Source organism: Clostridium paraputrificum (genome assembly GCF_900447045.1).
Lineage (GTDB): Bacteria > Bacillota > Clostridia > Clostridiales > Clostridiaceae > Clostridium > Clostridium paraputrificum.
Genome location: NZ_UAWH01000005.1, coordinates 48,918 through 75,710 on the forward strand (window position 1 = coordinate 48,918; position 26,793 = coordinate 75,710).

Sequence of the window (26,793 nt, forward strand, 5' to 3'; positions counted from 1 at the left end):
TAAAGATAAAATGTTAAAAAAGTAATAATAAAAGTAGTGGATTTATAATTAAATGTTGAAAATTTATAGTGATATTAACAAAAATGCAAATGAAAAATATTACAAAAATCAAATCGTGAAATATTTTAAAAAGGTTTATAAATTAAGCTTTGCTAGGGTATAATAGTATTGTAAATTTAGATAAAACGACAAAATTCTATAAACTAAGTATGAAAAGTTGAGTTAATTGCATTGATAAAAAGACAAAACTTTTGTACAATTAAATACGGTCATTAATATGTGGTTAAATTTAGTATGTGTGGGACTTAAGTAGTCCCGGTGGTGTGTAAGGAGGAACAAATATGAAGAAGATAGCTATTTTAACAAGTGGTGGCGATGCACCAGGCATGAATGCTGCTATAAGAGCCGTAGTAAGAACAGCGTTAGCTAACGGATTAGAAGTAATGGGAGTTCAAAGAGGATATGCAGGGTTAATAAATGGTGAGTTATTCAACATGAATAGAACCTCTGTATCAGATATAATCCAAAGAGGTGGTACAATCCTTAGAACAGCAAGATGTGCAGAGTTTAAACAAGAAGAGGTTAGAAAAAAGGCTGTTAAGATACTTCAAGCTTATGGAGTAGATGCTTTGGTAGTAATTGGAGGAGATGGATCTTTTACAGGAGCCAAGCTTTTATCTAAGTTAGGAGTAAAAACAGTAGGATTACCAGGAACAATAGACAACGATTTAGCTTACACAGATTATACAATAGGATTTGACACAGCATTAAACACAGTATTAGACGCAATAAATAAAATAAGAGATACATCCACTTCTCATGAAAGAGTTTCAATAGTAGAAGTAATGGGAAGACATTGTGGAGACCTTGCATTATATGCAGGACTTGCAGGAGGAGCAGAAGCTATAGTTGTTCCAGAAAAAGATTTCGATAAAAATGAATTATGCAGAACAATTCTTGAAGGAAAAGCTAATGGAAAAATGCACAACTTAGTACTTTTAGCAGAAGGAATAGGTGGAGCTTTTGAATTAGCAAAAGAAGTAGAAGATGTTACTGGAATAGAAACAAGAGCTACTATTTTAGGACATATTCAAAGAGGTGGAAGCCCAAGTGCTTATGATAGAGTTTTAGCATCAAAAATGGGTGCGAAAGCTGTAGAGGTACTAATGGAAGGGAAGACTTCAAGAGTTATTGGTATAAGAAATAACGAAATAATCGATGATGATATAGACGAAGCATTAGCAATAGAAAGAAAGTTTGACGAAAAGTTATACGATATTGCAGAAGTCTTATCAAAATAATTAGTTAATATTTTATATTTTAATATTAATAGAGGAAAAAATATTAAAGAGGAGTGTTATTTACATGAGAAAAACTAAAATGGTATGTACTATAGGACCAGCTAGTGAAAACGAAGAGGTATTATCGAAGATTATAGAAGCAGGTATGAATGCTTCAAGACATAACTTCTCACATGGAGATCATGAAGAACATGCTGGAAGAATCAATAAAGTTAAAGAATTAGCTAAGAAGTACAATAAGGAAATTGCTATTATTTTAGATACAAAAGGACCTGAAATAAGAACAGGTAAGTTTGAACCAAACAAAGTTGAATTACAATTAGGTACAGACTTTACTATATATGCAGGTGAAGAAGTTATTGGAGATACAACAAAGTGCTCAGTAACTTATGCAGGATTAGCTAACGATGTTAAAGCAGGAGACACTATTCTTATAGATGATGGTTTAGTTGGATTAACTGTTAAGTCTGTAGAAGGAAATAAGGTTCACTGTGTTGTTAACAATACTGGATTAGTTGGAACTCATAAGGGAGTTAATGTTCCTGGAGTATCAATTAAGCTACCAGCTTTAACTGCTAAAGATGAAGCAGACTTAAAGTTCGGTTGTGAAATTGGAGTAACAATGATTGCTGCATCTTTCATCAGAAAAGCTGCTGACGTTGTTGCAATAAGAGAGTTATTAAACAAAAATGGTGGAGAACACATCATGATCTGTTCAAAGATCGAAAACCAAGAAGGTGTAGATAACATTGATTCAATCTTAGAAGTTTCTGATGCAATAATGGTTGCTAGAGGAGACCTAGGTGTTGAAATTCCAATAGAAAAAGTACCTGCAGTTCAAAAGATGATTATTGAAAAGTGTAATGCAGTAGGTAAGCCAGTAATAACTGCAACTCAAATGCTAGATTCAATGATTAGAAACCCAAGACCAACAAGAGCAGAAGTTTCAGACGTAGCTAATGCTATTTTAGATGGTACAGATGCTATAATGTTATCAGGAGAAAGTGCTAACGGTACTTACCCAGTAGAAGCTGTTCAAACAATGTCTAGAATTGCTACAGAAACAGAAAAGCAATTAGATTATGAAATAGCTGTATCACAAGCTAAGAAACATATACCAGCTATTGGAGGGGTTATTTCAAGAGCTGCATGTAATGCTGCAAATGAATTACAAGCATCAGCTATAATTTCTTCAACTCAAAGTGGTGCAACTGCTAGAAGAATTTCTCAATGTAGACCAGAATGTCCAATTATTGCTGTAACACCATGTGAAAAGGTTGCTAAGTCATTAGCATTCTCATGGGGAGTATATCCAATAGTTGCTGATAGAGTAGAATCTACAGATGAAATGATGGATAAGTCAGTTGAAATAGCTGAAAAGAATGGATTCGTTAATAAGGGTGAAACAGTAGTTATAGCTGCTGGAGTTCCAGTTGATAAGGTTGGAGCTACTAACTTAATGAAGATAAGCGTAGTAGAATAATATATAAAATAGAGCATTGAAATTATCAATGCTCTGTTTTTTTAACTTCTAGAAAAGTATAAAATTTTAATTAGTTATAAATCAAAGGTATTATTATTTTTTAATACAAATAGTTAATATTAACAAAAAGTTTACAAATAGCCATCCATATATTAGGATATAATGTATAATATCAGCAGAAGTTAGGCATAATTGAAATATGGAATTAAATGGCAACTGATTCTGTATTTGCACCCGAAAGGGTGCTTTTTTTATTTTTTAGGAAACTATAGCTTCAATTAAATTATGGATAACTTCAGTATTTTGATGTTACTAAAGCTTATTAGTTCCTAAAGGATAAAAATAAAATATATGTACATGCGAGATTTTTCACAGGCAAGCTTTGCAAATGTATATGGGCGAAAAAAATCGATTGATATATAGTCTACTTGAAGCTTGCGACTGAACGAGCAAAATAAATATCCCAATATTTTTATATAAATCTTCTTAATATCTTTGCTTATTAAAATTCTAATCTAGTTGTTTTATTTTAAAAAGGTATTATTTTTGTAGATTAGTTCTTTAATAAAAGTGTAAAGAAATATGAATATGAGCAGGAGGCTGTATACTTATAGTCAATACAAAAGGGGCTGCAATATTTTATCCATAGAAAAAGAATAGATATATGAAAAAAGATTGGGAGAGTAATCTTTTTACATTGAAAAATTTTATATGAAAAAATATAAGTTCTTAAGAAGTTATAGTAAAAATACGGTGTTGAATAGATTTTTTGGCTAATGAACTATTAGCCCCCCAATATATAAATATATAAAGAAATAAATGTGCATAGTAAAGATGAGTAGATGAATAAATTTTTATTTAATAAATTCTAAAAGAAATCTATTTGCCATAATACTGATAGAATAACCGTTTTATAGATAAGCATATGAAAAAATAAATAAATTCTTATATAAAAGAGCATACTATTCTATAGCATAAATGAAATTTATTTTATTTGGAGGAGATTATTATGACAAGATTAAGTTGTACAGCCAGGACTTGTGTTCATAATGAAGGAGGTTTGTGTGAAGCAGAAAATATATTAGTAGAAGGAACTGATGCAAATACTAGCACAGAAACATTTTGTAGTAGCTTTAGAGAAGATTCAATAGGTGAACAATTTACAGCAGCAGTTACAAATACTAATTATATGGGAGAGCTTATGCAAATTTTTTCTTCAAATGATGAGATAAAAATGAGTCCTAATGTAGGGTGTCATGCTATTCGTTGTTTTTACAATGGAAATGGAAAGTGCGAAGCTTTAGATATAGCAATAAGAGGAGATAAAGCTTCAGAACCAAGAGAAACCTTATGTGAAACATTTGTTGAATAATAAAGGACTTGAGCTATTATTATATGATATAATTTATTGGAATTAGGTAAACGAAAGGTGATTTTTGTGGTTGAAAAGAATAAAGAATATGTTTTAGATATAGTAGCTCAAGGATATGAAGGAGAAGGGATAGCAAAGATAGATAGTTATCCAATATTTATTTCGGGAGCACTTACTGGAGAAAAGGTTAGAGTTAAGATAATTAAAGTTAAAAAAAGTTATGCTTATGGAAAAATAGAAGAAATAATAGCACCATCATTAGATAGAGAAGTAGAGAAGTGTATATATTACAAAAGATGTGGTGGATGTTCTATACAGCACATGAGTTATAAAAAACAATTAGATTTTAAGTGGGAAAGAGTTAAAGATTGTATAAGTAAGATTGGTGGTTTATCAGAAGATATAGTAAGTTATCCTTTAGGGATGGATACTAATCCATATAGATATAGAAATAAAGTACAACTACCAATTGGAAAAGTAAATGGTGAGGTTGTAGTTGGTTTTTATGCACCGAGAAGTCACAATATTATAGATATAGATACTTGTTTAATTCAAGATGAGGTAGCTGATAAAGTAGCAATATTAACAAAGCAATGGATAAAAAAGTATAACTTAGAGCCAGTAACTATAGATGGAGAATTCAATCCTAATGGTATATTAAGGCATATCATGATTAGGAGAGGATTTAAAACTAAAGATGTTATGGTTGTTTTAGTTGCAACTAAAAAAGACATACCTCATATAGAGGAATTTAAGAGGTTAATTATTGAAAATATTAAAGAAATAAAGAGTATTGTTTTAAACATAAATAGTAAGAATACAAATGTAATATTAGGTGCAGAGTGTATAAATTTATATGGGTCAGATACAATTCAGGATTACATAGGGGACTTTAAGTTTAATATATCTCCTTTATCATTCTTTCAGGTTAATCCAATACAAACTGAAGTGCTATATAACAAAACACTTGAATTTGCAAATTTAAGCGGTGAAGAGGTTGTATTTGATGCATATTGTGGTACAGGAACAATAACTTTATTTTTATCGCAAAAAGCAAAGATGGTTTATGGGGTTGAAATAATAGAGCCGGCTATAGTTAATGCTAAAGAAAATGCAAAGTTAAATAGTGTAAATAATGCAGAATTTTTTGTGGGGAAATCAGAGGAGGTTATTCCAGAGTTAATTAGTAAAGGAATTGAAGCTGATGTAATAGTTGTTGACCCACCAAGAAAAGGATGCGATATAAAATTACTAGAAGCTATTGGTAAGACTAGACCAGAGAGGGTTGTTTATGTATCTTGTGATCCAAGTACTTTAGGCAGAGATTTAAAGATATTAGAGGAACAAGGATATAAGACTATTGAAGTACAGCCTGTAGATATGTTTCCACAAACAGCTCATATTGAGAACGTAGCTTTACTTGTCAAGGACTGTTAAGGACGAAGAGAAGTATATAGCACGTTCCATGCAAGGTATGCCAAAGAACGAAGAGATTTGTATTGCATACTACTGCGGAGAACGTAGCTTTACTTGTCAAGGACTGTTAAGGATGAGGAAATAATGTAAAAAGGACATTTTGTATATGTCCTTTTTTGTTTTACATACATAATACATTCCTTAGTTGGTAAAAATAAGCACAAGTTAGATTAAGGAGGGTACGTATGAAAGCAATAGTTTATAGAGGAAAAAGAGATGTTGAGGTTGAAAAAGTTGAAGATCCTAAAATTGAAAAGGAAGACGATATAGTTGTTAAGGTAACATCAACAGCCATTTGTGGATCAGATCTTCACCTAATTCATGGAATGATTCCCAATATGCCAAGTGGATTTGTATTAGGGCACGAAACTATGGGAATAGTAGAAGAAGTAGGTAGTGGAGTAACAAAAGTAAAGAAAAATGATAGAGTTATAATCCCGTTTCCTGTAGCTTGTGGGCATTGCTATTTTTGTGAACATGAACAATATAGTCAATGTGATAACTCCAATTCAAATGGCGAGGTTGGTGGTTTATTTGGATATAGTAATACTTATGGTGGATATGCAGGAGGGCAAGCAGAATATATAAGAGTTCCATATGCTAATGTTGGACCTAAGGTTATTCCAGAGGAGCTTGAGGATGAGCAAGTGCTATTTTTAACTGATATTTTACCTACTTCATATTGGGGCGCAGAAATTGGAGGAGTAAAACCTGGGGATACAGTTGTTGTGTTAGGTTGTGGTCCTGTAGGGTTGCTATCAATAAAGTGGGCTATTTTTAGAGGAGCTAAAAGAGTTATAGCAGTAGATCATATAAGTTATAGGTTAGAACATGCAGCTTCATACAAAGGTGTTGAGGTTATAAATTTTGAAGAACATGATAATACGGGAGAATATATAAAAGAAATTACTCATGGTGGTGCAGATGTGGTTTTAGATTGTGTAGGAATGGATGGAAAAGCGTCTAATATAGAAAAAGTAGAAACTATGTTTAAGCTTCAAGGTGGATCAAAATCAGCTATAGAAATTGCTACTCAAGCAGTTAGAAAGTGTGGTACTGTTGTCTTTGTAGGAGTTTATGGAGCAAGATATAATATGTTTCCTTTAGGTGATTTTTATGCGAGAAATGTTACTTTAAAGATGGGGCAATGTCCAGCTCAAAGATACGTAGATCCTATTTTAGATTTAATAAAAAGTGGTAAGTTTGATGCCACAGATATAATTACACATAAATTAAGCTTAGATGAAGGAAAACACGCTTATAGTATATTTGATGAAAAATTGGATAACTGCATAAAGGTAATCCTAAAGCCTTAATTATCTAAGGTTTTATTTAAAGAAGCATTATGATAGCAAAAAGTAGTCTAATTAAAATTAGACTACTTTTTATTATCCACTAATATTTTATTTTTCAATTAGTGTAATAAATCATATAGACGATCAACTGCACAACGAGAATCTGCTACATGACAGTTTAGACCTTTAACTTGCTTATCTAAAGATAATAGAAGGAATTTTTCAGTTTCATTTATACATCCTGAATTACATAAAACTTGAGTTAGAAATAATAAATTAGCTTTTGTTTCTGCTAAAGTAACTCTCATATCACATAATTCTTCAGATAAAGTACTTAATTCTTTAGTTACTGGGTCAACACAAGGTTTTTGAGGGCAAGTTTGAGATTCAAATAATGAAGATAATTCATCTGAGCTTGTACGACAATCAAACATGTTTTTATCCATAGGTATAACCTCCTAATATTATTCAATATATAGTATGAATAATAGGGTGTTAAGGTTATTGTTTTTGCAATTAAAGAGATAAATGTGCTGATATATGTCAAAAATAATAAATTAATTTTGACATATATCAGTTAAATTATTTAATTAGCAAATATCATTGTTTAAAGAGTTGATATTTTTTCTTGTTTGAGCAAGTGTAGAAGTAGCATCATTCACTCCTCTTTCAATAGCTAATAATAACTCTTGTTCTTCATCACAAATGCATCCATTGCAAATGCACATAATTCTAACAAGGTTGAGCAAGTTAGCCTTTATTTCTGCTAGGTTAGCTTTCATATCACATAAATCGTTTTGGATATTTCCTATGGTTGAACATGGATCTTGACTATTATTTTCGCAACAGCAATTTCTCTCAAAACCACTGCATTCGCATAAATCTCTCATTGGTTCTCCTCCTAATCCTCTTTAAAGGTTTTACTTGTATATACTATGTAAATTATTGAGGTAGTGTTACAATATATATTTGATTGGAATATATAGGAAGTATATAATGAGGGTAAGAAATGTTTTATAAGTATAAGGAGAATGTGATTATTATGAAGGCGCTCTTGACTATAGATTGGGATTATTTTATGCCATATGTAGGTTATTTTAATTTATCTTATCTAGAGAATAGGAGAAATATAGACAAGCATTGGTATAAATTATATTTAGAGAAAAAACAATGTGGTATAGATATAACTAAAAGAATGGTTGTTGGAAAAGAGAAGAATAATTTTTGGACAAAAATAAGTAAATATTTTAATTTAAATACTATAGATAAAATAATAGTTTCTGATTCCCATAAAATAGCTTATGATTTAGCTAAAATAACTAAGTGTGAAGAAGTGTATAACTTTGATTCTCATACTGACTTAGGATATGGAGGTTTAGAAAGTCTTAATTATGAAGTTAATTGTGCAAATTGGTTAGGTAAACTTCTTAATGAAGGAGAAGTGAGAAGAGGAAATATTATATTAAGTCCATACACAAGTGAAAAAGAGGAATATTTTAAGGAAATAAACGAAAGCTTTGATATATTATATAAAGAAATTGATGAATTAGAGCCACAAGTACAGGTAAATACATTGCATGTATGTAGGTCTGGTGCTTGGACAGCACCATGGTTAGATAATGAGTTTAGAGAATTTATAAAAGGTATTAATAAGAGAATAGAATATAAAGAATATATGGATAGAGAATGGAATATTAATAATATTACTTTGGCTGATAAAATTGAATATCTATTATTTAGCTAATGGTGAATATTGATGTAAATATGTACTTATTCAATATAAAAAAGGTACTAATATGTTATTTACAATTAATGTAACAATTCATATCACCCTATATTAGTGTCGTATTTAACTAGTTTTAGTCAGTTGTGCCTGAAAAATTGTAACGGTATAATAGAATTAGCGATTATTAATTGAGGTGAATAATATGAAAGTGGAAAAAAACATGCTGAAGTTTTCAGCCTTAGGCTGTTTGTTTTTCGCTGCATTAGGATTAGGATGGGGAATAGTAATAAAGTCAAGCATGATTATGTTTGATGGATTATACTCATTTATTAGTTTATTTTTATCTATTCTAGCATTATGGATAACTAATTATATAAGTAAAAATGATTTTGAAAAGTTTCCTTTTGGAAAAGGTATGTTAGAGCCAATAACTGTAGCTTTTAAATCTATAGTGTTAATTATAATGTGTAGTACAACTTTTATTAATGCAGTGAAAGAAGTGATGGCAGGAGGCAATCCTGTAGATACTAATATGGCATTATGGTATTCAATAATATCTACTGTAGGTTGTGCCATTGTATATTTTGTAATAGATAGGAAGGGGAAAAAATTATCATCTGACCTTTTGAATGCGGAAAGTAACCAATGGCTTATGGATACAATTTTAAGTGCAGCAGTTCTTGTTGGATTTATGGTATCATTTATTTTATCTAAAACTTCTTTATCATATTTAACAATATATGTGGATCCGTTTATGGTTATAATATCATCTGTAATATTTATCAGAGTTCCTGTAGTAACACTAATAAATAGTTTTAAAGAGATTGTAAATGTTAATGCTGACGATGATATAAATAATAAGATATATACAATTGTAAAAGATATTGAAGAGGATTATAATTTTGAAGATTCTATTACAAGGGTAAGTAAAGTTGGAAGAGAATTAAGAATTGAAATTGATTTTGTGTTTAATGAGGAATCAACACTAAATGAGCTTGAAGAAATGGATAAAGTAAGAGAAAGAGTTTATAAAAATATGGCTGGTATAAAGTTAGATAAGTGGATGAATGTAAATTTTACGGGAGATAAAAAGTGGGCTCTTTAGTAGACATATAATATAATAAATGATAAAATAAGTTGGAATAATAAGGGCGATGGAGTTCGCCATTAAATGCTTTATGCTAATGACTCCTACAAAGTATAGATTGAAGTCTATATTTTGTAGGTTTTTTTATTGTCAAAAATTATATGGAGGTTAAAGTATGATACTAAGTTTAGCAGTAATTATTACATTAGGGCTTATATTTAATAAGCTATTCAAGTCTATAAAATTGCCAGGATTATTAGGTATGCTTATATTAGGAATTATAGTTGGTCCTAATATGTTGAATTTAATTAGCGATGATATACTTACTATATCATCAGATTTAAGAAAGATAGCATTAATTGTTATACTTTTAAGAGCTGGTCTTGGAATTAATAGAAGCACATTAAAAAAGGTAGGGAAGACAGCTTTAAAAATGAGCTTTCTGCCTTGTGTAATTGAAGGGTTTACTATTGCTTTTGTTAGCAAGCATATATTAAATATATCCTTTATTGAGGCTGGAATGTTAGGTTTTATAATAGCAGCGGTTTCTCCTGCAGTTGTAGTACCTCAAATGTTAGAGTTAATAAATAAAGGAAAAGGAAGAGAAAATGGTGTTCCAACTATAATTTTAGCAGCATCATCTATAGATGATGTATTTGCAATAACTATATTTTCAACCTTTTTAGGGTTATATGGAGGAAGTAATATTAGTATTTCTGGAAAGTTACTTAGTATACCTATTTCTATATTACTAGGAGGGGGAATGGGGATATTAATAGCACTATTATTAATAGGGATATTTAAGAAATTCCACCTAAGAGATACAGAAAAGACGTTAATAATACTTGCATCAGGTATGTTTTTAACTAGTTTAGAAGATATATTTAAAAACAGAGTGCCTATAGCTAGTTTATTAGGAGTTATGGTAGTAGGCTTTATATTGTTAGATAAATATCCTAAGGTAGCAAACAGGATATCTGAAAAGTTTAATAAGGTATGGGTTTTTGCGGAAATACTTTTATTTGTATTGGTTGGGGCTCAAGTAGATGTGAAGGTAATTGTACACTCTGGATTATTAGGATTATTAGTTTTATTTATAGGGTTAGTGGCAAGAAGTATAGGTGTATATATTTCTCTTATGGGAAGTAACCTTAATTTAAAAGAAAAGATATTTTGTATAATTTCATTTATACCAAAAGCAACAGTTCAAGCAGCTATGGGGGCAGTGCCACTTGCATCAGGGGTGGCTTCAGGAAATTTAATATTAGCTATTGCAGTTTTATCTATAATAGTTACTGCTCCACTTGGGGCTGTTGGAATAAAGTATTTTGGAGATAAGTGGATAAGTTAATGGTGAAATAAAATTTCGCGTTGACAAAGATATATATGAAATTTTACAATTAACATAAGGAGGGGAGAAAATGAGCTGCATATATAAGATAAAAGAGGGTATGGGGAGTTTTACAGGCACAGAAGAAAAATTAGCAGAATATATTTTAAATAATAAAAATGAAGTGGTTATGCTGAGTGCTCAAGAGTTTGCGGATAGAGTAGAAACATCAGCTGCTGCAGTAATTAGGTTTTCTAAAAAAGTAGGGTATAAAGGATTTACTGAGTTAAAGGTTGAATTGGCAAAAGATAATAGTGAGCCAAATCAATATTTTGATGAAGTTATTAAAGAAGATGATGATGTTAAGGCTTTAGTAGATAAAACACTAAGTTTAAATTATCAAACTTTACAAAAAACTTATAATCTAATAAATTATAGTAATTTAGAGAAAGCAATAGAGTATTTAATTGGATGTAAGAATATTTATCTATTTGGTGTTGGTACATCGGGAATTGTATGCAACGATTTCCAACAGAAACTATCGAGAATTAATAGGAATGTTATTCATCATACAGACACGCATATTCAATTGGCATCAGCTGTACATATAAATAAAGATGATGTTGCTATAGCAATAAGCTATAGTGGAAATACAAAGGAGATAAACGAAGCTATGTTTTATGCAAAAGAAGTTGGAGCAAAAACAATAGCAATAACTCAATTTAGTAATAGTCCTTTGGTTAAGGCATCAGAGTTAGTTTTACATATACCAAGTGAAGAAAAAGAATTAAGGATAGGAGCTATATCATCAAGAATGGCGTCTCTGATTTTAACTGACTTATTGTACTTAGGAATTGCTAAACAAGATATAGGAATAACTAAAAAGCAGATAGTTAAAACTCGAGAAATAATAGGAAAAATAAAGTGATATATTATAAAAAATCCAAAAGAATTTATTTATATAAATGAATTCTTTTGGATTTTTATTATATATAATATAAAATTAAGCTTCTGATTTTACTGAGATTAGTAGGGTTGAAGCTATAGGATCTGATTTAATAGCTTTTTTTGCTACTGCTATAGCAGCTTCATCATCTTCAAAATCGCATGAAAAACAAAGTTTTATACCTTCTTTTTTTATAAAAGTAAATTTTGGAGAATCAATAGATTCAATTAATTTTTTTAGCTTATCTTGCATTATTGCACTGTTTACAACTATCATTTATAATCATCCTCTCTTTTTAATATTAATATTCTTAGTTATAAATATAGTTTACCAACCTTGACATAAAATATCAATATAAAGATAATGTAAGTAAAATAAAATTTCAAGAGGGGTATTTAAATGAGAGAAGATCAAAAAAGAGAGATTAAATTTATTATTGAGGATTGTTGCTCTAGAGGAGTATTTCCCGGAGCAAATGTTGCTATCTTATTAGACGATGATGAATATTTATTTTCGGTAGGGAAAAAATCAATTTTACCGAAAGAGGAATTAAATGGTATTGATACTATTTACGACATAGCGTCTTTAACAAAAGTATTAGTTACTACGACATTGACTATGAAACTGATAGATATTGGAAAATTAAAGTTAGATACTCTTGTAAAAGATGTAATTCCAGAATTTAAAAATAAAAATATAAATATTTTTGATTTATTGACTCATACTAGTGGATTACCAGCTGATATAAAATTAGATTTAAGTGCAGATAAAGAGACAATAAGAAGGAAAATATATTATTGTGATTCAATATATGAAAAAAACACAAAAGTTTTATATTCGGATATAGGATTTATATTGCTTGGATTCATAATTGAAGAGATAGTAGGGAAGCCTCTGGATATAGTATCCAAGGAATTTATATTTACCCCATTAAATATGGATGATACTTCTTATCTACCAGATAGTAAATTAGTTGATAGATGTGCACCAACAGAAAATTCTCCACATTTTCGTAAGATATTAAGGGGAGAGGTTCACGATAGGAAGGCTTATTTAATGGGGGGAGTTTCAGGTCATGCAGGAATCTTTTCAGATATAGATGATATGAGTAAGTTTGCAAGGATGATTTTGAATGGAGGCGAATATAATAAAAAAAGAATTTTAAGTGAGAAATCAGTAGAATCATTATTTAAGAGACAAACTCCTATTGGAGAAATTAATAGAGGATTAGGTTATCTTACTTTTGATGTAAGGAGTCCATTTAGTACAATGAACTCTAGTGAATCTATCTTTCATACTGGGTTTACAGGAACATCATTGTTGATTGATAAAGGAAATAAAATTTCAATAATAGTACTTAGTAATAGGGTGCATCCTACAAGAGAAAATATTAAGATAATTGAAGAGCGTAAGAAAATACATGAAAAGATAATGAAAATATTATTTAGCTAATATAAAAACATTGTTAAAGGAGGAAGTTTTATTGAGACTTCCTCCTTAATTTTTAGTGTTTATAAAATATTATTTCAAAAAATATAAAAAAATATTGAAATAATATTTTTAGTGTGATAGACTTATTATTGTAATAGATTACAAATATAAAGAGAGAGAGGTAATATACATGGAAAAATTAACAAGATTCATTGAGGAAAAGATAGCACCACCACTAATAAAATTTTCTCAAATGAGATATGTTCAAATTATTCAAAGAACTTTTATTACTTTTACAGGATTACTAATTGTTGGGTCATTATTCTTATTACTTGCATCATTCCCTGTACAAGGATATAAAGATTTTATTGGAACTTTTTCAGCTAAGTTTGCAGCAGCATCAGGAGTTGGTACATCATTCATAGGTTTATTTGTAGTAATATCAGCTGCTTTCGCAACTATAGAGTATTACAATAAAAATGGTGAAAACAATGATATTTTAGGACCAGTAATTCTTTCAGTTGCATGTTTCTTTTTAATAGTTCCAGCTCAAACTGTAAAAACTTTTATTGAAGGTAAAGATCCAGGAACTTTTGCAGGGGTTCCTACAGATTTCTTAGGGCCTAAGGGAGTATTTGCAGCACTTATAATTGCAATTGTTACTGCAGAATTATATCGTTTCTTTGTGCGTAAAAAGTTAGTTATAAAGATGCCAGAAGGAGTTCCTCCAATGGTTGCACAAGCTTTTGTAGCTTTAATACCATCACTATTAATAGTTACTTTCTGGTGGGTAATTAGAGTTGTACTTAATATTAATTTACCACAAATCATTATGAATGCATTCCAACCGCTAGTAAGCGCAGGTGATAGTGTAGCTACAGTAATGACATCCAGCTTCTTAAATCGTATACTTTGGTCAGTTGGTATACATGGAGGTAACGTAGTAGGTTCTGTTGCATCACCAATTTGGACTCAAATGAATGTTGCTAACCAAGCTGCTATGGCTGCTGGTGAATCATTACCACATTTATTTAGTGGTGTATTTTATGACAACTATATTTGGATAGGGCTAGCACCTTTATCAGCTATTATGTGTTTCTCTAAGTCAAAACGTATTAAAGCATTAGGAGTATTATCATTACCAGCGGCTTTATTTAATATTGGGGAACCATTAATCTTTGGATTACCAATAGTTATGAATCCATTAATGATGATTCCATTTGTTTTAAGTTATATGGTAATTGCAGTTGTAGCAGTTGTGTTAGTATCAACAGGTATTTTACCAGTACCAGTCTTAACAGTACCATGGATAACACCAGCCCCAATAAAAGCATTCTTATCTACTAATGGTAGTTTTGCAGCAGCACTTTTTGTTATAGCAACATGGGTTATATTAGCAGTTGTATTCTGGCCATTCGTAAAAGCTATGGAAAAGAATGATTTAAAGGATGAATTATTACCAATAGATGGTAAATAGTAGGAGGAGAATATGTTAGGAATCTCAGTTTACTTTCAAGATTTAGATTATGATTATCTTGAAAAAGCAGCAAAGATAGGTGCAAAATACATTTTTACATCACTTCATATTCCAGAGGAAGATTATTCGGAATTAGATAAAAAGATGCCAATATTTTTAGAAACTTGTAGAAGTCTAGATTTAGAAATAGTTCCCGATGTATCTCCAGTAACTTTTGAAAAGTTGAATGTTCCACCTAAGGATTATAAGAAATTAAAAGAGTTAGGATTTAAGGCATTAAGACTAGATTATGGATTTGATGACTTTGATACTATAAAGGAGCTATCAAAAAATTTTAAATTAATGCTAAATGCAAGTGTTGTTAATGAAGAATATTTAAAAGAGGCAAAAGAAGCTCAAGTAGATTTTACAAATATTTCCCTAACTCATAATTTTTATCCTAGAAATAATACAGGACTTGGATTAGATTATTTTAAAGAGAAGAATAGGGTATTTAAGGAATATGGTTTAAAAGTACAAGCTTTTGTACCAGGAGATGATTTAAAGCGTTTTCCATTATATGAAGGGTTGCCTACTGTAGAAAGACATCGTCAAGTTCATCCATACGTTGCTGCTGTAGAATTAATCAAGAACTGTGGAGTAGATGATGTATTAATAGGAGACAGTAAAGCTAAGATAGAAACATTAGAATATATAAATAGATATATAGAAGATAAAGTAATAACTATAAAAGCTCATTTTGAAAAAGAGTATGAGTATTTATATAAAGAAGAATATACTTGTCGTAAAGATTTCTCGGAATCAGTTTTACGTTTAATTACACCAAGAACATCTGGAATCAGACCATATAATAATGGATTCCGTAGAAGAGGCTCTATAACTATAGATAATGAGCTTATAGGTAGATATTGTGGAGAGATTCAATTACTTAAAAAAGATTTTGAAGCTGATGCCAGAGTTAATATTATTGGTTTTATACATCCTGAATATGTAGATTTACTAGAATATTTGGATTACAAGACAAAAATTAGATTCGTTAGAATTTAGAGCATAAATATATAAGAGAATAGAAAACTAAGGAGGTTCCCAATGTCAGAAGTAAAAATCACTCATTTAATCACAGAAAAAAGAAATCAGAAAACTATGGGACTCGACGAAATGAGCATTTGTAGCTTTTTAAAAGTAATGAATGAAGAGGACTCTACAGTTGCCGAGAGCGTTAAAAAAGCACTTCCTGAAATAGAAGAAGCTGTGAAACATATTATAGAGGCATTAAATAATAATGGAAGGTTAATATATATAGGGTCTGGTACAAGTGGACGTTTAGGAGTGCTTGATGCAGTAGAATGTCCTCCTACATTTGGGACTACCACTGAGGTAATTGGATTAATAGCAGGAGGTCCAAGTGCTTTTGTTAAGGCCAAAGAGGGTGCTGAAGACGAAAAGGAACAAGGAGCAAAAGATATAGTAGATGCGGGGGTTAAAAGCAATGATGTAGTAGTTGGAATAGCTGCTAGTGGCAGAACTCCTCATACTATAGGTGCATTAGAAAAAGCAAAGGAAATTGGAGCATTTACTGTAAGCTTAAGTTGTAACCCTAATAGTGAAGTAGGAAAAATTGCTGATATTGCTATTGAAGTTGAAGTTGGGCCGGAAGTAATAACTGGGTCCACAAGATTAAAGGCAGGAACAGCTCAAAAGTTAGTATTGAATATGCTTTCTACAGCTAGTATGGTAGGTATAGGAAAAACATATCAAAACCTAATGGTAGATATGAAAGCTACAAATTTAAAGCTTATTGAAAGGTCTAAAAGAATTATAATGGAGGCTACAGGGTGTACCTATGAAACAGCAAGCATTAAATTTGAGGAGTCAGATAGAGAATGTAAGGTAGCTATAATAATGGTGTTATTAGATTGTAGCAAAGAAGAGGCAGTTAAGAGATTAAATGCAAGTAAAGGCTTTGTTAAGAAGGCTATAAATAATTAATAATTAAAAAGACTGTATTTTTATACAGTCTTTTTTCGAATAGGAGGTAAAGTATATGTATGCTGTAGGCTTAATGTCAGGTACTTCCTTAGATGGCGTAGATGCTGCTCTAGTAAAAGTAAATGGAAGTGGTTTAGATACAAGAATAGAGATGATAGGATTTAATACTTATGTAATTCCAGATGATATAAAAAAAGAAATAAAAATGGCATGTAGTTTAGAGTATTCTAATGTGAGATTAATATGTAGCTTAAATTTTAAATTGGGATATTTATTTGCGGACTGTGTTAAGAAGATATGTGAAGAAAGTAACTTTGATATATCAAAATTGGATTTTATAGCTAGTCATGGACAGACTATTTATCATGTTCCAAGGAAAGGTAAGGATGTGATTCCGTCTACTTTACAGATAGGGGAAAGCGCTATCATAGCCTATGAAACCGGAAAAAAAGTAATTTCAAACTTTAGAGTTATGGATATGGCAGCTGGAGGGGAGGGAGCTCCACTCGTACCATTTAGTGAGTATATACTTTATGGAAGCAAGGGAGAAGGGGTGCTTCTTCAAAACATAGGAGGAATAGGTAATGTAACAGTGATTCCTAAGAATGTAGGAGTTGATGAAATTTACGCCTTTGATACTGGACCAGGTAATATGATTATTGATGAGGTAATGCTTAGACTATTCAATAAAAGATATGATTTAAATGGAGAAACTTCAGCTATAGGTAGTGTAAATGAAGAGATGCTGGAGTTTATGATGTCTAATCCTTATATAAGTGCTATTCCACCTAAAACAACAGGTAGGGAAGAGTTTGGAGAACAATATGTAGAAAAGTTACTTAAGAAATTTAATTCTATTAAAAAGGAAGATATTGTTTCGACGGTAACTATGTTTACAGCGAAATCTATAGCAGAAAATTATAAGAATTTTATCTTAAAAAAGCATGTTATTAATAAAGTTATTATAGGTGGCGGCGGTGCACATAACTATACATTACTAAGATATTTAAGAGAATTATTACCAGAAATTCAAGTGGTAACTCAAGAGGAAGAAGGATATTCAAGTGATGCAAAAGAGGCCATTGCTTTTATTATATTAGGAAATGAAACAATACATAGAAGTTTTTCTAATGTACCAAGTGCTACAGGAGCAAGGGAAAAGGTTGTACTGGGATCTATATGTGACTGTCCTTTTGTAGGAGGAAATTAAATGAATGAATTAGCAGAAAAGTTAAACGAGAAACTATCAACACCCATAATGTTTTTATCTGGGCAAAGACATTTAAAGGCTATAAAGATGGCAATAATAGGCGCAATGCCATTATTAACAGTATTAGGTACATTTTTATTAATTGCTTCTTTAGGAATGAGATTTAATAGTGGTTTTATACAAGATAATAAGGTAGCTTTAGTGCTTCCATATTTTCTTTTCAATGCTATATTATTTATCTATATTTCATATGGAATAGGATCGGAATTAAGTATTTCTTATGGACTTGATGGGAAAAAAGTTGGATTTATATCCATTTTTTCTACCACTTTAATTTTGTTTATTCAATATATTAATTTTGGGGAAATATATATGAATATATATGAATATTTATTTTTATCATATTTTCCTACCATTATAATTTCAATTATATCTGTAGAATTGTATAGATTGTTTTCTAAGATAAGTCTAAAGAAATTAAGTTTTAAAGAAGTTCCCGTAGCTGCTATAGAATACTTAGATGGAATGATTTCTATTTTTCTAGTAGTTATAATAATAACTATATTTGCGAATTTATTATCCTTTAATTGGATTACACCTATAAGTAATATATTAACTGTAGTAATGAATTTTATAGGATCATATTTTGGTATGGTATTAATAGTAGTAATTACTTGTTTGTTTTGGATTCTAGGTATACATGGAGTAGCTGTAATAGGCACATTAATTAGGCCTTTTTGGTTTCAAATGATATTCTTAAATGCCTTTGCCCAAATAAATGGATTTACTTGTCCTTATATAGCTAATGAAATATTTTATCAATGGTTTATATGGGTGGGGGGCTCTGGATGTACTATAGGACTTGTACTTTTGATGAGATACCTATCTAAGAGTAATCATCTTAAAGAAATCGGAAAGAGTACATTTATATCATCCTTGTTTAATATAAATGAGGGAGTAATATTTGGTACACCTATATCATGTAATAAGAATATGATGATACCATTTTTAATAGCACCACTTATATCTGGAACAGTAGCTTGGTTTGCTATGAATAGTGGATTAGTAAATGCTCCATTTATATTAGTACCGTGGGTACTTCCAGCTCCAATAGGGGCTTTCGTATCTACAGGTGGAGATATATCAGCTATTATTTTATGTGCTATACAAATAATAATATCAGTAATTGTATATTATCCATTTTTTAAATTATATGATAATAGAATATTTTACGAGGAGAATAAAACATGCGTAAGTTAGGAATTTCGATTTATCCAGAGAAGTCTACTAAAGAAAGAATATTAAAATATATAGATGAAGCACATGAAGCAGGCTTTAGCAGAATTTTTTCATGTCTTCTTTCAGCAGAAGAAGATAAAGAAAATATTAAAAAAACTTTTAAAAGTATAAATGAATATGCCTCAAAGAAAGGATTTGAAATAATAGTAGATGTAAGTCCAAAGGTGTTTACAAAGTTAGGGATTAGTTATAATGATTTAACCTTTTTTAAAGAAATAGGAGCAGATGGAGTACGTTTAGATGCAGGTTATAGTGGAAGTGAAGAATCAATTATGACTTTCAATCCTCAAGGGTTGAAGATTGAGATAAATATGAGTAACAATACAAATTATATTGATACTATAATGGACTATATGCCTAATAAGTATAATTTAATTGCTTGTCATAATTTTTATCCTCATAGGTATAGTGGATTAAACTTACAACATTTTTTAGATTGCACAGCTAGATTTAAAAAGTATGGGTTAAGAACAGCAGCATTCATTACTTCACAAAGTAATGAGGCTTTTGGGCCTTGGCCTGTAACAGATGGATTACCTACTTTAGAGATTCATAGAACTTTACCAATTCAGGTACAAGCTAAGCATTTAATTGCTTTAGGTTGTATTGATGATATAGTAATTTCTAATTGTTATCCAACGAAAGAGGAAATAAATGAATTGTCAAAAATACGTAGGGATATGGTTACTTTTAACGTAAATTTGGTTGATAATCTTCCGGAAATAGAAAAAAAGATAATTTTAGATGAATTACATTTTAATAGGGGAGATAAGAGTGACAATATGATACGTTCCACTCAAAGTAGAGTTAAGTATAAGAATCATGAGTTTAGAAAGTTTAATACTCCAGATATTTTAAAGCCAGGAGATATAATAATTGAAAGTAGTGAATATGGACACTATGCCGGAGAATTACAGATAGTATTAAATGAAATGGAGAATAGTGGTAGGAGTAATGTAGTTGGTCATATTATAGAAGATGAGGTATTTATTTTGAAAGAAATAAAGCCATGGCAAAAGTTTAGCTTTCAGAGTGTATAGGAGGTAAATATGTACTATATTGGAGTAGATGCAGGCGGTACAAAAACATTATTTTCATTATTTAACCATGAAGGAGATGTACTATATAAGGTGATTTTAGGTACTTGCCACTTTATGCAGGTTGGATATGAAGGATTATATAGTGTTATTAAGGAAGGAATTAATAATATATTAGAAAATTCTCCAGTAGAGATTGAAAAGGAGGATTTAATAGTTTCTTTTGGATTAGCAGGCTATGGTAAAAACCCTGAAATAAGAGCAAATATAGAAAGTTCAGTAGAAAAAGCATGCAATGGTATTAAGTACTTATTACATAATGATGTTGAAATTGCAATGAAGGGTGCTCTAGGTGGGAAGGATGGAATAGTAGTAATAGCAGGGACTGGATCTATCGCATTCTCTATTAATAAAGGCAAGACTAAAAGATCAGGTGGCTGGGGCTTTAGTATAGGTGATGAAGGTAGTGCTTATTGGATAGGTAATAAAACATTAAATGCTTTTTCAAAAGAAGTTGATGGAAGACTACCTAAAGGAGAACTATATAATATAGTTATGAAGGAATGTGGCTTTGGTGATCCTTATGAGTTAATTTCTTATGTTAATGAGAAGCTTAAATTCAAGAGAGAAGAGATTGCTAAGTTTTCATTAACTTGTTCAAAGGCAGCAGAAAAAAATGATGAAGTGGCTATTTCAATATTTAATGATGCAGGAAAAGAAATTGCTGAATTAATTAATTTACTTTTGATTGACTTTAAGGAAGATAATGTACCTGTTTCCTATATTGGTGGTGTATTTAAGTCAGAAGAGCTAATAAAGACACCAATTATGAAATATATGAATAAAAAGGGGAGATTAAAAACTCCTTTATATACTCCAGAGTATGGAGCGTATCTTTATGGGATAGAAGAAAAATAAAATAAATTTAAGAAAAGTGTTGAGCTATGAAAATGGCTCAACACTTTTTGTATAGATTTTTACTTTTTAAGAATTGAAAAGATATTATAAAAATACAGAAAGTTAGTATAGGTATGTTCCCCCAATAAGAATATAGTGTTCTGTTATCAATTAAGTTTGCGGTTCCAGTGATATATCCCAAAGTAGATTGTGGAACTGTATTTAATATCCTACCTTTATTATCTATAACTGCAGATATTCCTGTATTTGCAGAAGTAAGTATATATCTATTAAATTCGATTGCACGTAATACAGAATGTCTAAGATGTTGTTCAAGTTGTTTTGATTCTTTAAACCATGAATCATTGGTGGCTACACATAATATTTGAGCTCCCTTTTTTATTTCGCTTTTAGGTATATCAGAAAAAATGGATTCGAAACAAATAAATGGTCCTATTGTTCCGAAACTAGTTTTTATTGTAGGAGTGCTTTCATCTCCCTGTAAGTTATCTGAAAAAGCCTTTAATTCTTTTAATTTAGGAAAGGTTTTAAATATCATATTTGAGAAAGGAATAAATTCCCCTAAAGGGACTAAGTGTCCTTTTCTATATATGCCTGAAATATTTCCATCAGGATTAAAACAATATAAAGCATTATACTTTTTAAAATCAGAAAATGTAAAAGCTCCTACGAGTAAATTAGATTTATTTTTTATTGCAATTTCTTTATATAAATTATATACATCCTCATTTTTATTCAAATATATTGGTACAGCTGTTTCTGGCCATATAACTAAATCAATGTTAGGATTATCTTCAAAAGATTCATTAGTTAAAGATATGTATGTATCTAAGTTTTCTTTAACAAAGTTTTCTTCAATTTTATTATAAGAAGATATATTACCTTGAATAATAGAATAGTCAATAGTGCTATATTTATTATTTCCTATATTTAAACATATATAGTTACCTATGGTGATAAGAACTAGCGATATACATAATATTACGAAAGATTTTTTTCTACTATTTTTATTAAGTATAATTATTGAAAAAATACAGTTTATAAAAACTATAAAAAAGGAAATAAATAGGCTTCCAAATACGGATGCTATCTGTATAAGGAATGGACAGTTAGTTAGAGGGAGAGAAAGAGGAAACCAAGAGAACCCTAATGGGCCTAAACCTTGAAACCACTCTAAAAAAATCCATAAGCTTGCTATGTAAATAGCTTTTTGAATTAAACCTAAATTTAATATATTTAATAAAAAGCTTATTAGAGAAAACAAAGCTCCTTCATATATACTTATAAATAACCAACAACCAAGGATAATAAGAAAACTTGATAATTTATTAAATCCAAAGTTAGTCAGTGGGTATAGAGACCATAGCCAATGAACTCCTAATAAATAAAAGATAAAGCCATATGTAAAACCATACAAGAAAGCATTTAACTTAGAGAGCTTATTTTTTATTAAGTAGTATAAAAATGGAGTAAGGCTAATAAAAGTAATAGGCCACAAATTTTCAAAATAAAAAGGTAAAGCAGTCAAAATAGCTGAAATAGAAGAATAAATAAACATATACATAAAAATCACCCACTATAGTTTTTGTGTAATATAATAAAAAATTCATAAAAACAGATAATAAATTAGAGAAAAGGTAAGGAGGAGAAATAATGACTAATAGATATAGAAAAAAGAATAAGGAAGAACTTAAAAAGGTTTTATCAGATGAAGAGTATAGGGTGACTCAAGAGAATGGTACTGAATATCCCTTTAGAAATAGATACAATGATAATTATGAAGAGGGGATATATGTGGATATAACTACAGGAGAGCCACTATTTATTTCTACTGATAAATTTAATTCAGGGTGTGGATGGCCTGCGTTTTCAAAACCTATAGATAGAAAGCTAATTAATGAAAAAGTAGATAGAAGTCATGGAATGGTTAGAACAGAGGTTAGAAGTAAAACTGGAGATGCACATTTAGGACATGTATTTTGTGATGGTCCTGAAGAGTTAGGTGGACTAAGATATTGTATTAATTCTGCAGCTTTAAAGTTTATACCTAAAGAAGAAATGAAAAAGAAAGGATATGAAGAATATCTACATTTGTTGTAAAATATATATGGTATAATTTTACATAAGAATGGAGGAGCGATTATGGAACAGCTAGAAATAAAGAGAATAGATTATCAAAGGATAATGAAAAGGAGAAGAAAAAGAACTTATATAGTTTCGCTTCTGTTAATAATATCTATTTTAGGTATTATAATTTATGGACATTCTAAAAATAAAGTTGATTATTTATATAATATTGGAAAAGGTAGATATGTATTAGAGGACTTAAGGGACTTAAGGAAAGACTATGAGAAGGAACTAAATATACAAAATATAGATTACAACTGGGGAGATGGGATTGAACTAGGAAATAAACCCAAATATATTATTTATCATCATTCAGCATCCTCTAATTTGTCTCCAGAACAAATACATGATATGCACTTACAAAGGGGATGGAGTGGTATAGGATATCATTTCTATATTAGAAAAGATGGAACAATATATAGAGGTAGAAAAGAAGAAATGATAGGTGCTCATGCTAAAGGGAGAAACAGAGATAGTATAGGTATATGTTTAGAAGGAAATTTTGAAGAGGAATTAATTACATATAAACAAATGAATTCATTAGTAAAGCTCTCAGCAGATATGATAATAAAATATAACATTGAAGAATCTGAGAGGCATAAGGATGTTTATAATACACTATGTCCTGGAAAGAACTTTAATATAAAGGAAATACAAGAAAAAGTAGCTGATGAACTTATAAGATTAGGAGAAAAATAGAATTTTCAGAAAAATTAGAAAATAAAGACAATTTTATAGAACGCCTAAGGAAAATATTGTATAATTAAAATATAATTATCTTTTGGGTGGTGTATTTATGCAGCTAGATTTATATACTTTATATTTATATTCCTATTGTAAAGAGTATTTATTCTCAAATAATATAGATATAATAAAACTTGGAGCATTTTCAGATACATCTAATTGTATTTTTCTAGATGAATTTATAAGTGAAGAAAAGTTAGCTGATACCCCTATAGAATTTTTTAATTATTTAAAAAGAAGACAATGTTTTGATATCAAGATAGGAAAAAATAAAAAGAACGGTATAATAATTGAGTGTAGTTGTAGATATTCATTAGAATATTGGTGCAGAGATATATCTAAGGAGAAAGATGGACAATTAGTCTTTGTAAAGAAGGATGAATTATTATGGGCAACAAAATATAGACAACTTACCAAAGAAGATATTTATAATATAAGAAGAGATTTAAAATTGAAAAAATATAAAGAATAAAAATAAAAGACTCTGTTAATTCAGAGTCTTTTACCTTACATAGAGTTCACCACTTGTGGTTTTTACCTCTACCTTCTTACTACCATCACCATTAGTTACAGAGTAGTTATTATTATTTAAAAAGTTAGGTGTTAATCTATCACTATCAATATTACCTGATGAAGTGCTAAATACTAAAGCATAACCAATAGATTCATTTATAAATAAATCTATGTCTCCTGATGTAGAGGATATTGTAGATTTGTCTCCTAAGTTGTTAAGATATAACTCGGTTTCTCCAGAAGATGTAGAAGAAGAAAGCTCTCCTAGTGAAGAAACTGAAACTTTAATATCACCAGTTGAGGTGTTTAAGGTTGAATCAAGTGATTTTATATCAGATAAATCTATATCATTACTAGTAGTTTGAAGTTTTAATGTTTTTGAAGTTAGGTTTTTTAGTTGAATTTCTCCGCTATTAGAATTAATGATAATATTTTCAAGATCTCCACCAGTAATTTCACAGTCACCACTTATAGAATTGATCTTAATATTATTTTTGTAAGTTAAAGGAACATAAATATTTATATTAATATCATTGTATCCGTTAGTATTCAAATTTACTGTAAATGTATTATTTAACGAAGAGATATCACTAACTATATTTGAGATAGTAATATCCCCTAAGGTATAGGAAGTACCATCTATTTTTATAACATTTCCATCATAAAATTGTATTTTTACATCAACTGATGAAGTTGTAATATCTATTGTTTTAATATCCGAGGAAAGTTCTTTTTCTAAAGAGCCTATATTTTTATAATTGTGCCAGTTAAAATTAAAATCATCATTCCATTTATTTATATAATTAGATAACTTAAAATCACTATTATAAAGAACAATAGCTGCAGATATATAAGAAGTAAGACTTATTATAGCAAGAACAGAGAGAAAAATTTTCATTTTTCTAGACATAAAGCTTTTCATTATATACCCTCCTTATTTGATAATTTATTTATAAGCTTTTTAATTATTAAAATTATAAATTTTATAAGATAAATTAACAGAATGAAGCATATTAAAGTAGCTGAAACTGAACCTATAGTAATTAAGAGAGTCACGGAAGTAGGAAAGTCAGCAAAGAATGCAGGTACTCCAAATCCTAAAATGGTAAAACCGAATTTTCCTAAAAGCATAAGTATTCCTGAGATACTAAAGGCAAAAGGTATTGCTAATAAACCTATTCCCAGTCCAAATACAGTTGCTAACCCTGCTACTCCAATAGGGAAAAACAATATTAACAAACCAATAACCATACAAATCTTTAGAATTGTATTAATTAAAGAATTAGATGAGTTATTAGTATTATTAGAGTATTTTTCATTGGAATCATCACTGTAATTAGTGTATGTTTCGTTGATAGGTTCTTTTTCTTCATAAGTATCTTCGTATTCTGTATTAGTGGCAGAAACTTGCATATAGTTACTTCTATATTGATTTACTATAGTATAGGGGTCACCAAGTTCCTCTATTATTTCTTCTTCTGTTTTTCCATCAGATTGTGCATTGGAAAAGTGTTCTTTATAGTCATATAAAATTTCTTGTAATTCATGAGCAGGAAAATCTATTAAACCTTCTTCAAGAATTTTAAAAAATTCCATTTTATTCATATTCTAAGCCTCCTAATAAAATATTGTTTACTGAGTTTTGAAAGTCTAACCATTCTCTTTCTAGCTCATTTTTTATTTTATATCCAGACTCTGTAAGTCGATAGTATTTTCTAGGTGGTCCTTCTTGAGATTCCTGTAAATATGTTGTGAAGTAGCCCTCGTTGGTTAATCTTCTAAGAATAGGGTATATAGTTCCATCAGATATAGAAATATGCTTTGATATTTCATTTACTAGTTCATATCCATAGCAATCTTTTTTAGAAAGTACTGATAAGACGCATAGTTCTAAGATTCCTTTCTTTAACTGTATGTTCATTACCAAGCCTCCTATGTTATTTTATAACTATATTATATGATTTGGTATTATACAATACAAGATAGTGAATGATGTTTAATATAAAGTTAAGATTTCTTAATTTTTTATTAA

The 26,793-nt window shown here is 29.8% G+C and carries 27 protein-coding genes and 1 riboswitch; of the genes, 20 read left to right on the top strand and 7 right to left on the bottom strand.

Annotated features, from left to right (window positions below; translation table 11 throughout):
- Nucleotides 1-341 precede the first annotated feature (341 nt).
- The 5 genes from pfkA to DR024_RS00355 all read left to right on the top strand — a co-directional run bounded on the left by pfkA (nucleotide 342) and on the right by DR024_RS00355 (nucleotide 6,948).
- Nucleotides 342-1,301 carry a 6-phosphofructokinase gene (pfkA, locus tag DR024_RS00335; protein WP_027097257.1) on the top strand — a complete coding sequence of 320 codons (960 nt, stop codon included), beginning with the start codon at nucleotides 342-344 and terminating at the stop codon, nucleotides 1,299-1,301.
- A gap of 64 nt (nucleotides 1,302-1,365) precedes the next feature.
- The gene (gene pyk / locus DR024_RS00340) at nucleotides 1,366-2,784 is read left to right on the top strand and encodes a pyruvate kinase (protein ID WP_027097256.1); all 1,419 of its coding nucleotides are present in this window, start codon (nucleotides 1,366-1,368) and stop codon (nucleotides 2,782-2,784) included.
- A gap of 1,009 nt (nucleotides 2,785-3,793) precedes the next feature.
- Nucleotides 3,794-4,156 (top strand): DUF1540 domain-containing protein, encoded by a 363-nt coding sequence (locus tag DR024_RS00345; protein WP_027097255.1) that lies wholly within the window; start codon nucleotides 3,794-3,796, stop codon nucleotides 4,154-4,156.
- Nucleotides 4,157-4,222: 66 nt separating this feature from the next.
- On the top strand, nucleotides 4,223-5,593 hold the full coding sequence (gene rlmD, locus DR024_RS00350; RefSeq protein ID WP_111917956.1) for a 23S rRNA (uracil(1939)-C(5))-methyltransferase RlmD: 1,371 nt from the start codon (nucleotides 4,223-4,225) through the stop codon (nucleotides 5,591-5,593).
- A 224-nt stretch (nucleotides 5,594-5,817) separates the two neighbouring features.
- Nucleotides 5,818-6,948: a zinc-dependent alcohol dehydrogenase gene (locus tag DR024_RS00355; RefSeq protein WP_027097253.1), complete on the top strand. Its 1,131-nt coding sequence runs from the start codon at nucleotides 5,818-5,820 to the stop codon at nucleotides 6,946-6,948.
- 98 nt (nucleotides 6,949-7,046) lie between these two features.
- On the opposite strand, the gene DR024_RS00360 is transcribed toward DR024_RS00355, so the two are convergent.
- Together DR024_RS00360 and DR024_RS00365 are read right to left on the bottom strand one after the other, a co-directional pair.
- On the bottom strand, nucleotides 7,047-7,373 hold the full coding sequence (locus tag DR024_RS00360) for a hypothetical protein (protein WP_055184838.1): 327 nt from the start codon (nucleotides 7,371-7,373) through the stop codon (nucleotides 7,047-7,049).
- Between the two features lie 144 nt (nucleotides 7,374-7,517).
- A complete protein-coding gene (locus DR024_RS00365; RefSeq protein ID WP_027097251.1) occupies nucleotides 7,518-7,817 on the bottom strand; it encodes a hypothetical protein in 300 nt (99 codons plus the stop codon).
- Between the two features lie 152 nt (nucleotides 7,818-7,969).
- On the opposite strand from DR024_RS00365, the gene DR024_RS00370 reads away from it, so the two are divergent.
- The 4 genes from DR024_RS00370 to DR024_RS00385 all read left to right on the top strand — a co-directional run bounded on the left by DR024_RS00370 (nucleotide 7,970) and on the right by DR024_RS00385 (nucleotide 11,998).
- Nucleotides 7,970-8,671: an arginase gene (locus DR024_RS00370; RefSeq protein ID WP_242829694.1), complete on the top strand. Its 702-nt coding sequence runs from the start codon at nucleotides 7,970-7,972 to the stop codon at nucleotides 8,669-8,671.
- A 184-nt stretch (nucleotides 8,672-8,855) separates the two neighbouring features.
- Nucleotides 8,856-9,758, top strand: coding sequence for a cation diffusion facilitator family transporter (locus DR024_RS00375; RefSeq protein WP_242829693.1), 903 nt, complete (start codon nucleotides 8,856-8,858; stop codon nucleotides 9,756-9,758).
- Between the two features lie 36 nt (nucleotides 9,759-9,794).
- Nucleotides 9,795-9,854, top strand: a riboswitch (Fluoride riboswitch).
- Between the two features lie 61 nt (nucleotides 9,855-9,915).
- Nucleotides 9,916-11,091 (top strand): cation:proton antiporter, encoded by a 1,176-nt coding sequence (locus tag DR024_RS00380; RefSeq protein ID WP_111917958.1) that lies wholly within the window; start codon nucleotides 9,916-9,918, stop codon nucleotides 11,089-11,091.
- Between the two features lie 70 nt (nucleotides 11,092-11,161).
- Nucleotides 11,162-11,998 carry a MurR/RpiR family transcriptional regulator gene (locus DR024_RS00385; RefSeq protein ID WP_027097247.1) on the top strand — a complete coding sequence of 279 codons (837 nt, stop codon included), beginning with the start codon at nucleotides 11,162-11,164 and terminating at the stop codon, nucleotides 11,996-11,998.
- A gap of 75 nt (nucleotides 11,999-12,073) precedes the next feature.
- Here DR024_RS00385 and DR024_RS00390 read toward each other — a convergent pair whose 3' ends face one another.
- Nucleotides 12,074-12,292 carry a hypothetical protein gene (locus tag DR024_RS00390; protein WP_111917960.1) on the bottom strand — a complete coding sequence of 73 codons (219 nt, stop codon included), beginning with the start codon at nucleotides 12,290-12,292 and terminating at the stop codon, nucleotides 12,074-12,076.
- A 123-nt stretch (nucleotides 12,293-12,415) separates the two neighbouring features.
- Here DR024_RS00390 and DR024_RS00395 point away from each other — a divergent pair, with 123 nt between their 5' ends.
- From DR024_RS00395 to DR024_RS00430, 8 genes are all read left to right on the top strand, one after another.
- On the top strand, nucleotides 12,416-13,468 hold the full coding sequence (locus DR024_RS00395; RefSeq protein WP_111917962.1) for a serine hydrolase domain-containing protein: 1,053 nt from the start codon (nucleotides 12,416-12,418) through the stop codon (nucleotides 13,466-13,468).
- A 169-nt stretch (nucleotides 13,469-13,637) separates the two neighbouring features.
- Complete coding sequence (locus tag DR024_RS00400) at nucleotides 13,638-14,924, top strand: PTS sugar transporter subunit IIC (protein ID WP_027097245.1); 1,287 nt, start codon at nucleotides 13,638-13,640, stop codon at nucleotides 14,922-14,924.
- 12 nt (nucleotides 14,925-14,936) lie between these two features.
- Nucleotides 14,937-15,971 (top strand): MupG family TIM beta-alpha barrel fold protein, encoded by a 1,035-nt coding sequence (locus tag DR024_RS00405; protein ID WP_027097244.1) that lies wholly within the window; start codon nucleotides 14,937-14,939, stop codon nucleotides 15,969-15,971.
- Between the two features lie 42 nt (nucleotides 15,972-16,013).
- Nucleotides 16,014-16,913 carry an N-acetylmuramic acid 6-phosphate etherase gene (murQ, locus tag DR024_RS00410; RefSeq protein WP_099328011.1) on the top strand — a complete coding sequence of 300 codons (900 nt, stop codon included), beginning with the start codon at nucleotides 16,014-16,016 and terminating at the stop codon, nucleotides 16,911-16,913.
- Between the two features lie 55 nt (nucleotides 16,914-16,968).
- The gene (gene anmK / locus DR024_RS00415; protein WP_027097242.1) at nucleotides 16,969-18,123 is read left to right on the top strand and encodes an anhydro-N-acetylmuramic acid kinase AnmK; all 1,155 of its coding nucleotides are present in this window, start codon (nucleotides 16,969-16,971) and stop codon (nucleotides 18,121-18,123) included.
- Entirely contained in the window at nucleotides 18,124-19,383 is a 1,260-nt protein-coding gene (locus DR024_RS00420) for a PTS sugar transporter subunit IIC (protein WP_111917964.1), read from the top strand.
- Nucleotides 19,371-20,462: a DUF871 domain-containing protein gene (locus DR024_RS00425; protein ID WP_111917966.1), complete on the top strand. Its 1,092-nt coding sequence runs from the start codon at nucleotides 19,371-19,373 to the stop codon at nucleotides 20,460-20,462. Before DR024_RS00420 ends, DR024_RS00425 begins: the two co-directional genes overlap by 13 nt.
- A gap of 9 nt (nucleotides 20,463-20,471) precedes the next feature.
- Nucleotides 20,472-21,377: an N-acetylglucosamine kinase gene (locus tag DR024_RS00430; RefSeq protein WP_111917968.1), complete on the top strand. Its 906-nt coding sequence runs from the start codon at nucleotides 20,472-20,474 to the stop codon at nucleotides 21,375-21,377.
- Nucleotides 21,378-21,414: 37 nt separating this feature from the next.
- Here the strand turns inward: DR024_RS00430 and lnt are convergent, their stop codons facing one another.
- Entirely contained in the window at nucleotides 21,415-22,941 is a 1,527-nt protein-coding gene (lnt, locus tag DR024_RS00435; RefSeq protein WP_111917970.1) for an apolipoprotein N-acyltransferase, read from the bottom strand.
- 89 nt (nucleotides 22,942-23,030) lie between these two features.
- On the opposite strand from lnt, the gene msrB reads away from it, so the two are divergent.
- The 3 genes from msrB to DR024_RS00450 all read left to right on the top strand — a co-directional run bounded on the left by msrB (nucleotide 23,031) and on the right by DR024_RS00450 (nucleotide 24,720).
- A complete protein-coding gene (gene msrB / locus DR024_RS00440; protein WP_111917972.1) occupies nucleotides 23,031-23,477 on the top strand; it encodes a peptide-methionine (R)-S-oxide reductase MsrB in 447 nt (148 codons plus the stop codon).
- 42 nt (nucleotides 23,478-23,519) lie between these two features.
- Nucleotides 23,520-24,203 carry a peptidoglycan recognition protein family protein gene (locus DR024_RS00445; protein ID WP_111917974.1) on the top strand — a complete coding sequence of 228 codons (684 nt, stop codon included), beginning with the start codon at nucleotides 23,520-23,522 and terminating at the stop codon, nucleotides 24,201-24,203.
- 97 nt (nucleotides 24,204-24,300) lie between these two features.
- Nucleotides 24,301-24,720: a hypothetical protein gene (locus DR024_RS00450; protein WP_111917976.1), complete on the top strand. Its 420-nt coding sequence runs from the start codon at nucleotides 24,301-24,303 to the stop codon at nucleotides 24,718-24,720.
- 30 nt (nucleotides 24,721-24,750) lie between these two features.
- Here DR024_RS00450 and DR024_RS00455 read toward each other — a convergent pair whose 3' ends face one another.
- From DR024_RS00455 to DR024_RS00465, 3 genes are read right to left on the bottom strand one after another with little or no spacing between them, the layout of a single operon-like run.
- Entirely contained in the window at nucleotides 24,751-25,683 is a 933-nt protein-coding gene (locus tag DR024_RS00455) for a DUF4097 family beta strand repeat-containing protein (protein ID WP_111917978.1), read from the bottom strand.
- On the bottom strand, nucleotides 25,683-26,366 hold the full coding sequence (locus tag DR024_RS00460) for a DUF1700 domain-containing protein (RefSeq protein ID WP_099329318.1): 684 nt from the start codon (nucleotides 26,364-26,366) through the stop codon (nucleotides 25,683-25,685). The genes DR024_RS00455 and DR024_RS00460 overlap by 1 nt, the downstream gene beginning before the upstream one ends.
- Nucleotides 26,359-26,682: a PadR family transcriptional regulator gene (locus DR024_RS00465; protein WP_027097232.1), complete on the bottom strand. Its 324-nt coding sequence runs from the start codon at nucleotides 26,680-26,682 to the stop codon at nucleotides 26,359-26,361. Before DR024_RS00465 ends, DR024_RS00460 begins: the two co-directional genes overlap by 8 nt.
- Nucleotides 26,683-26,793: the final 111 nt, after the last annotated feature.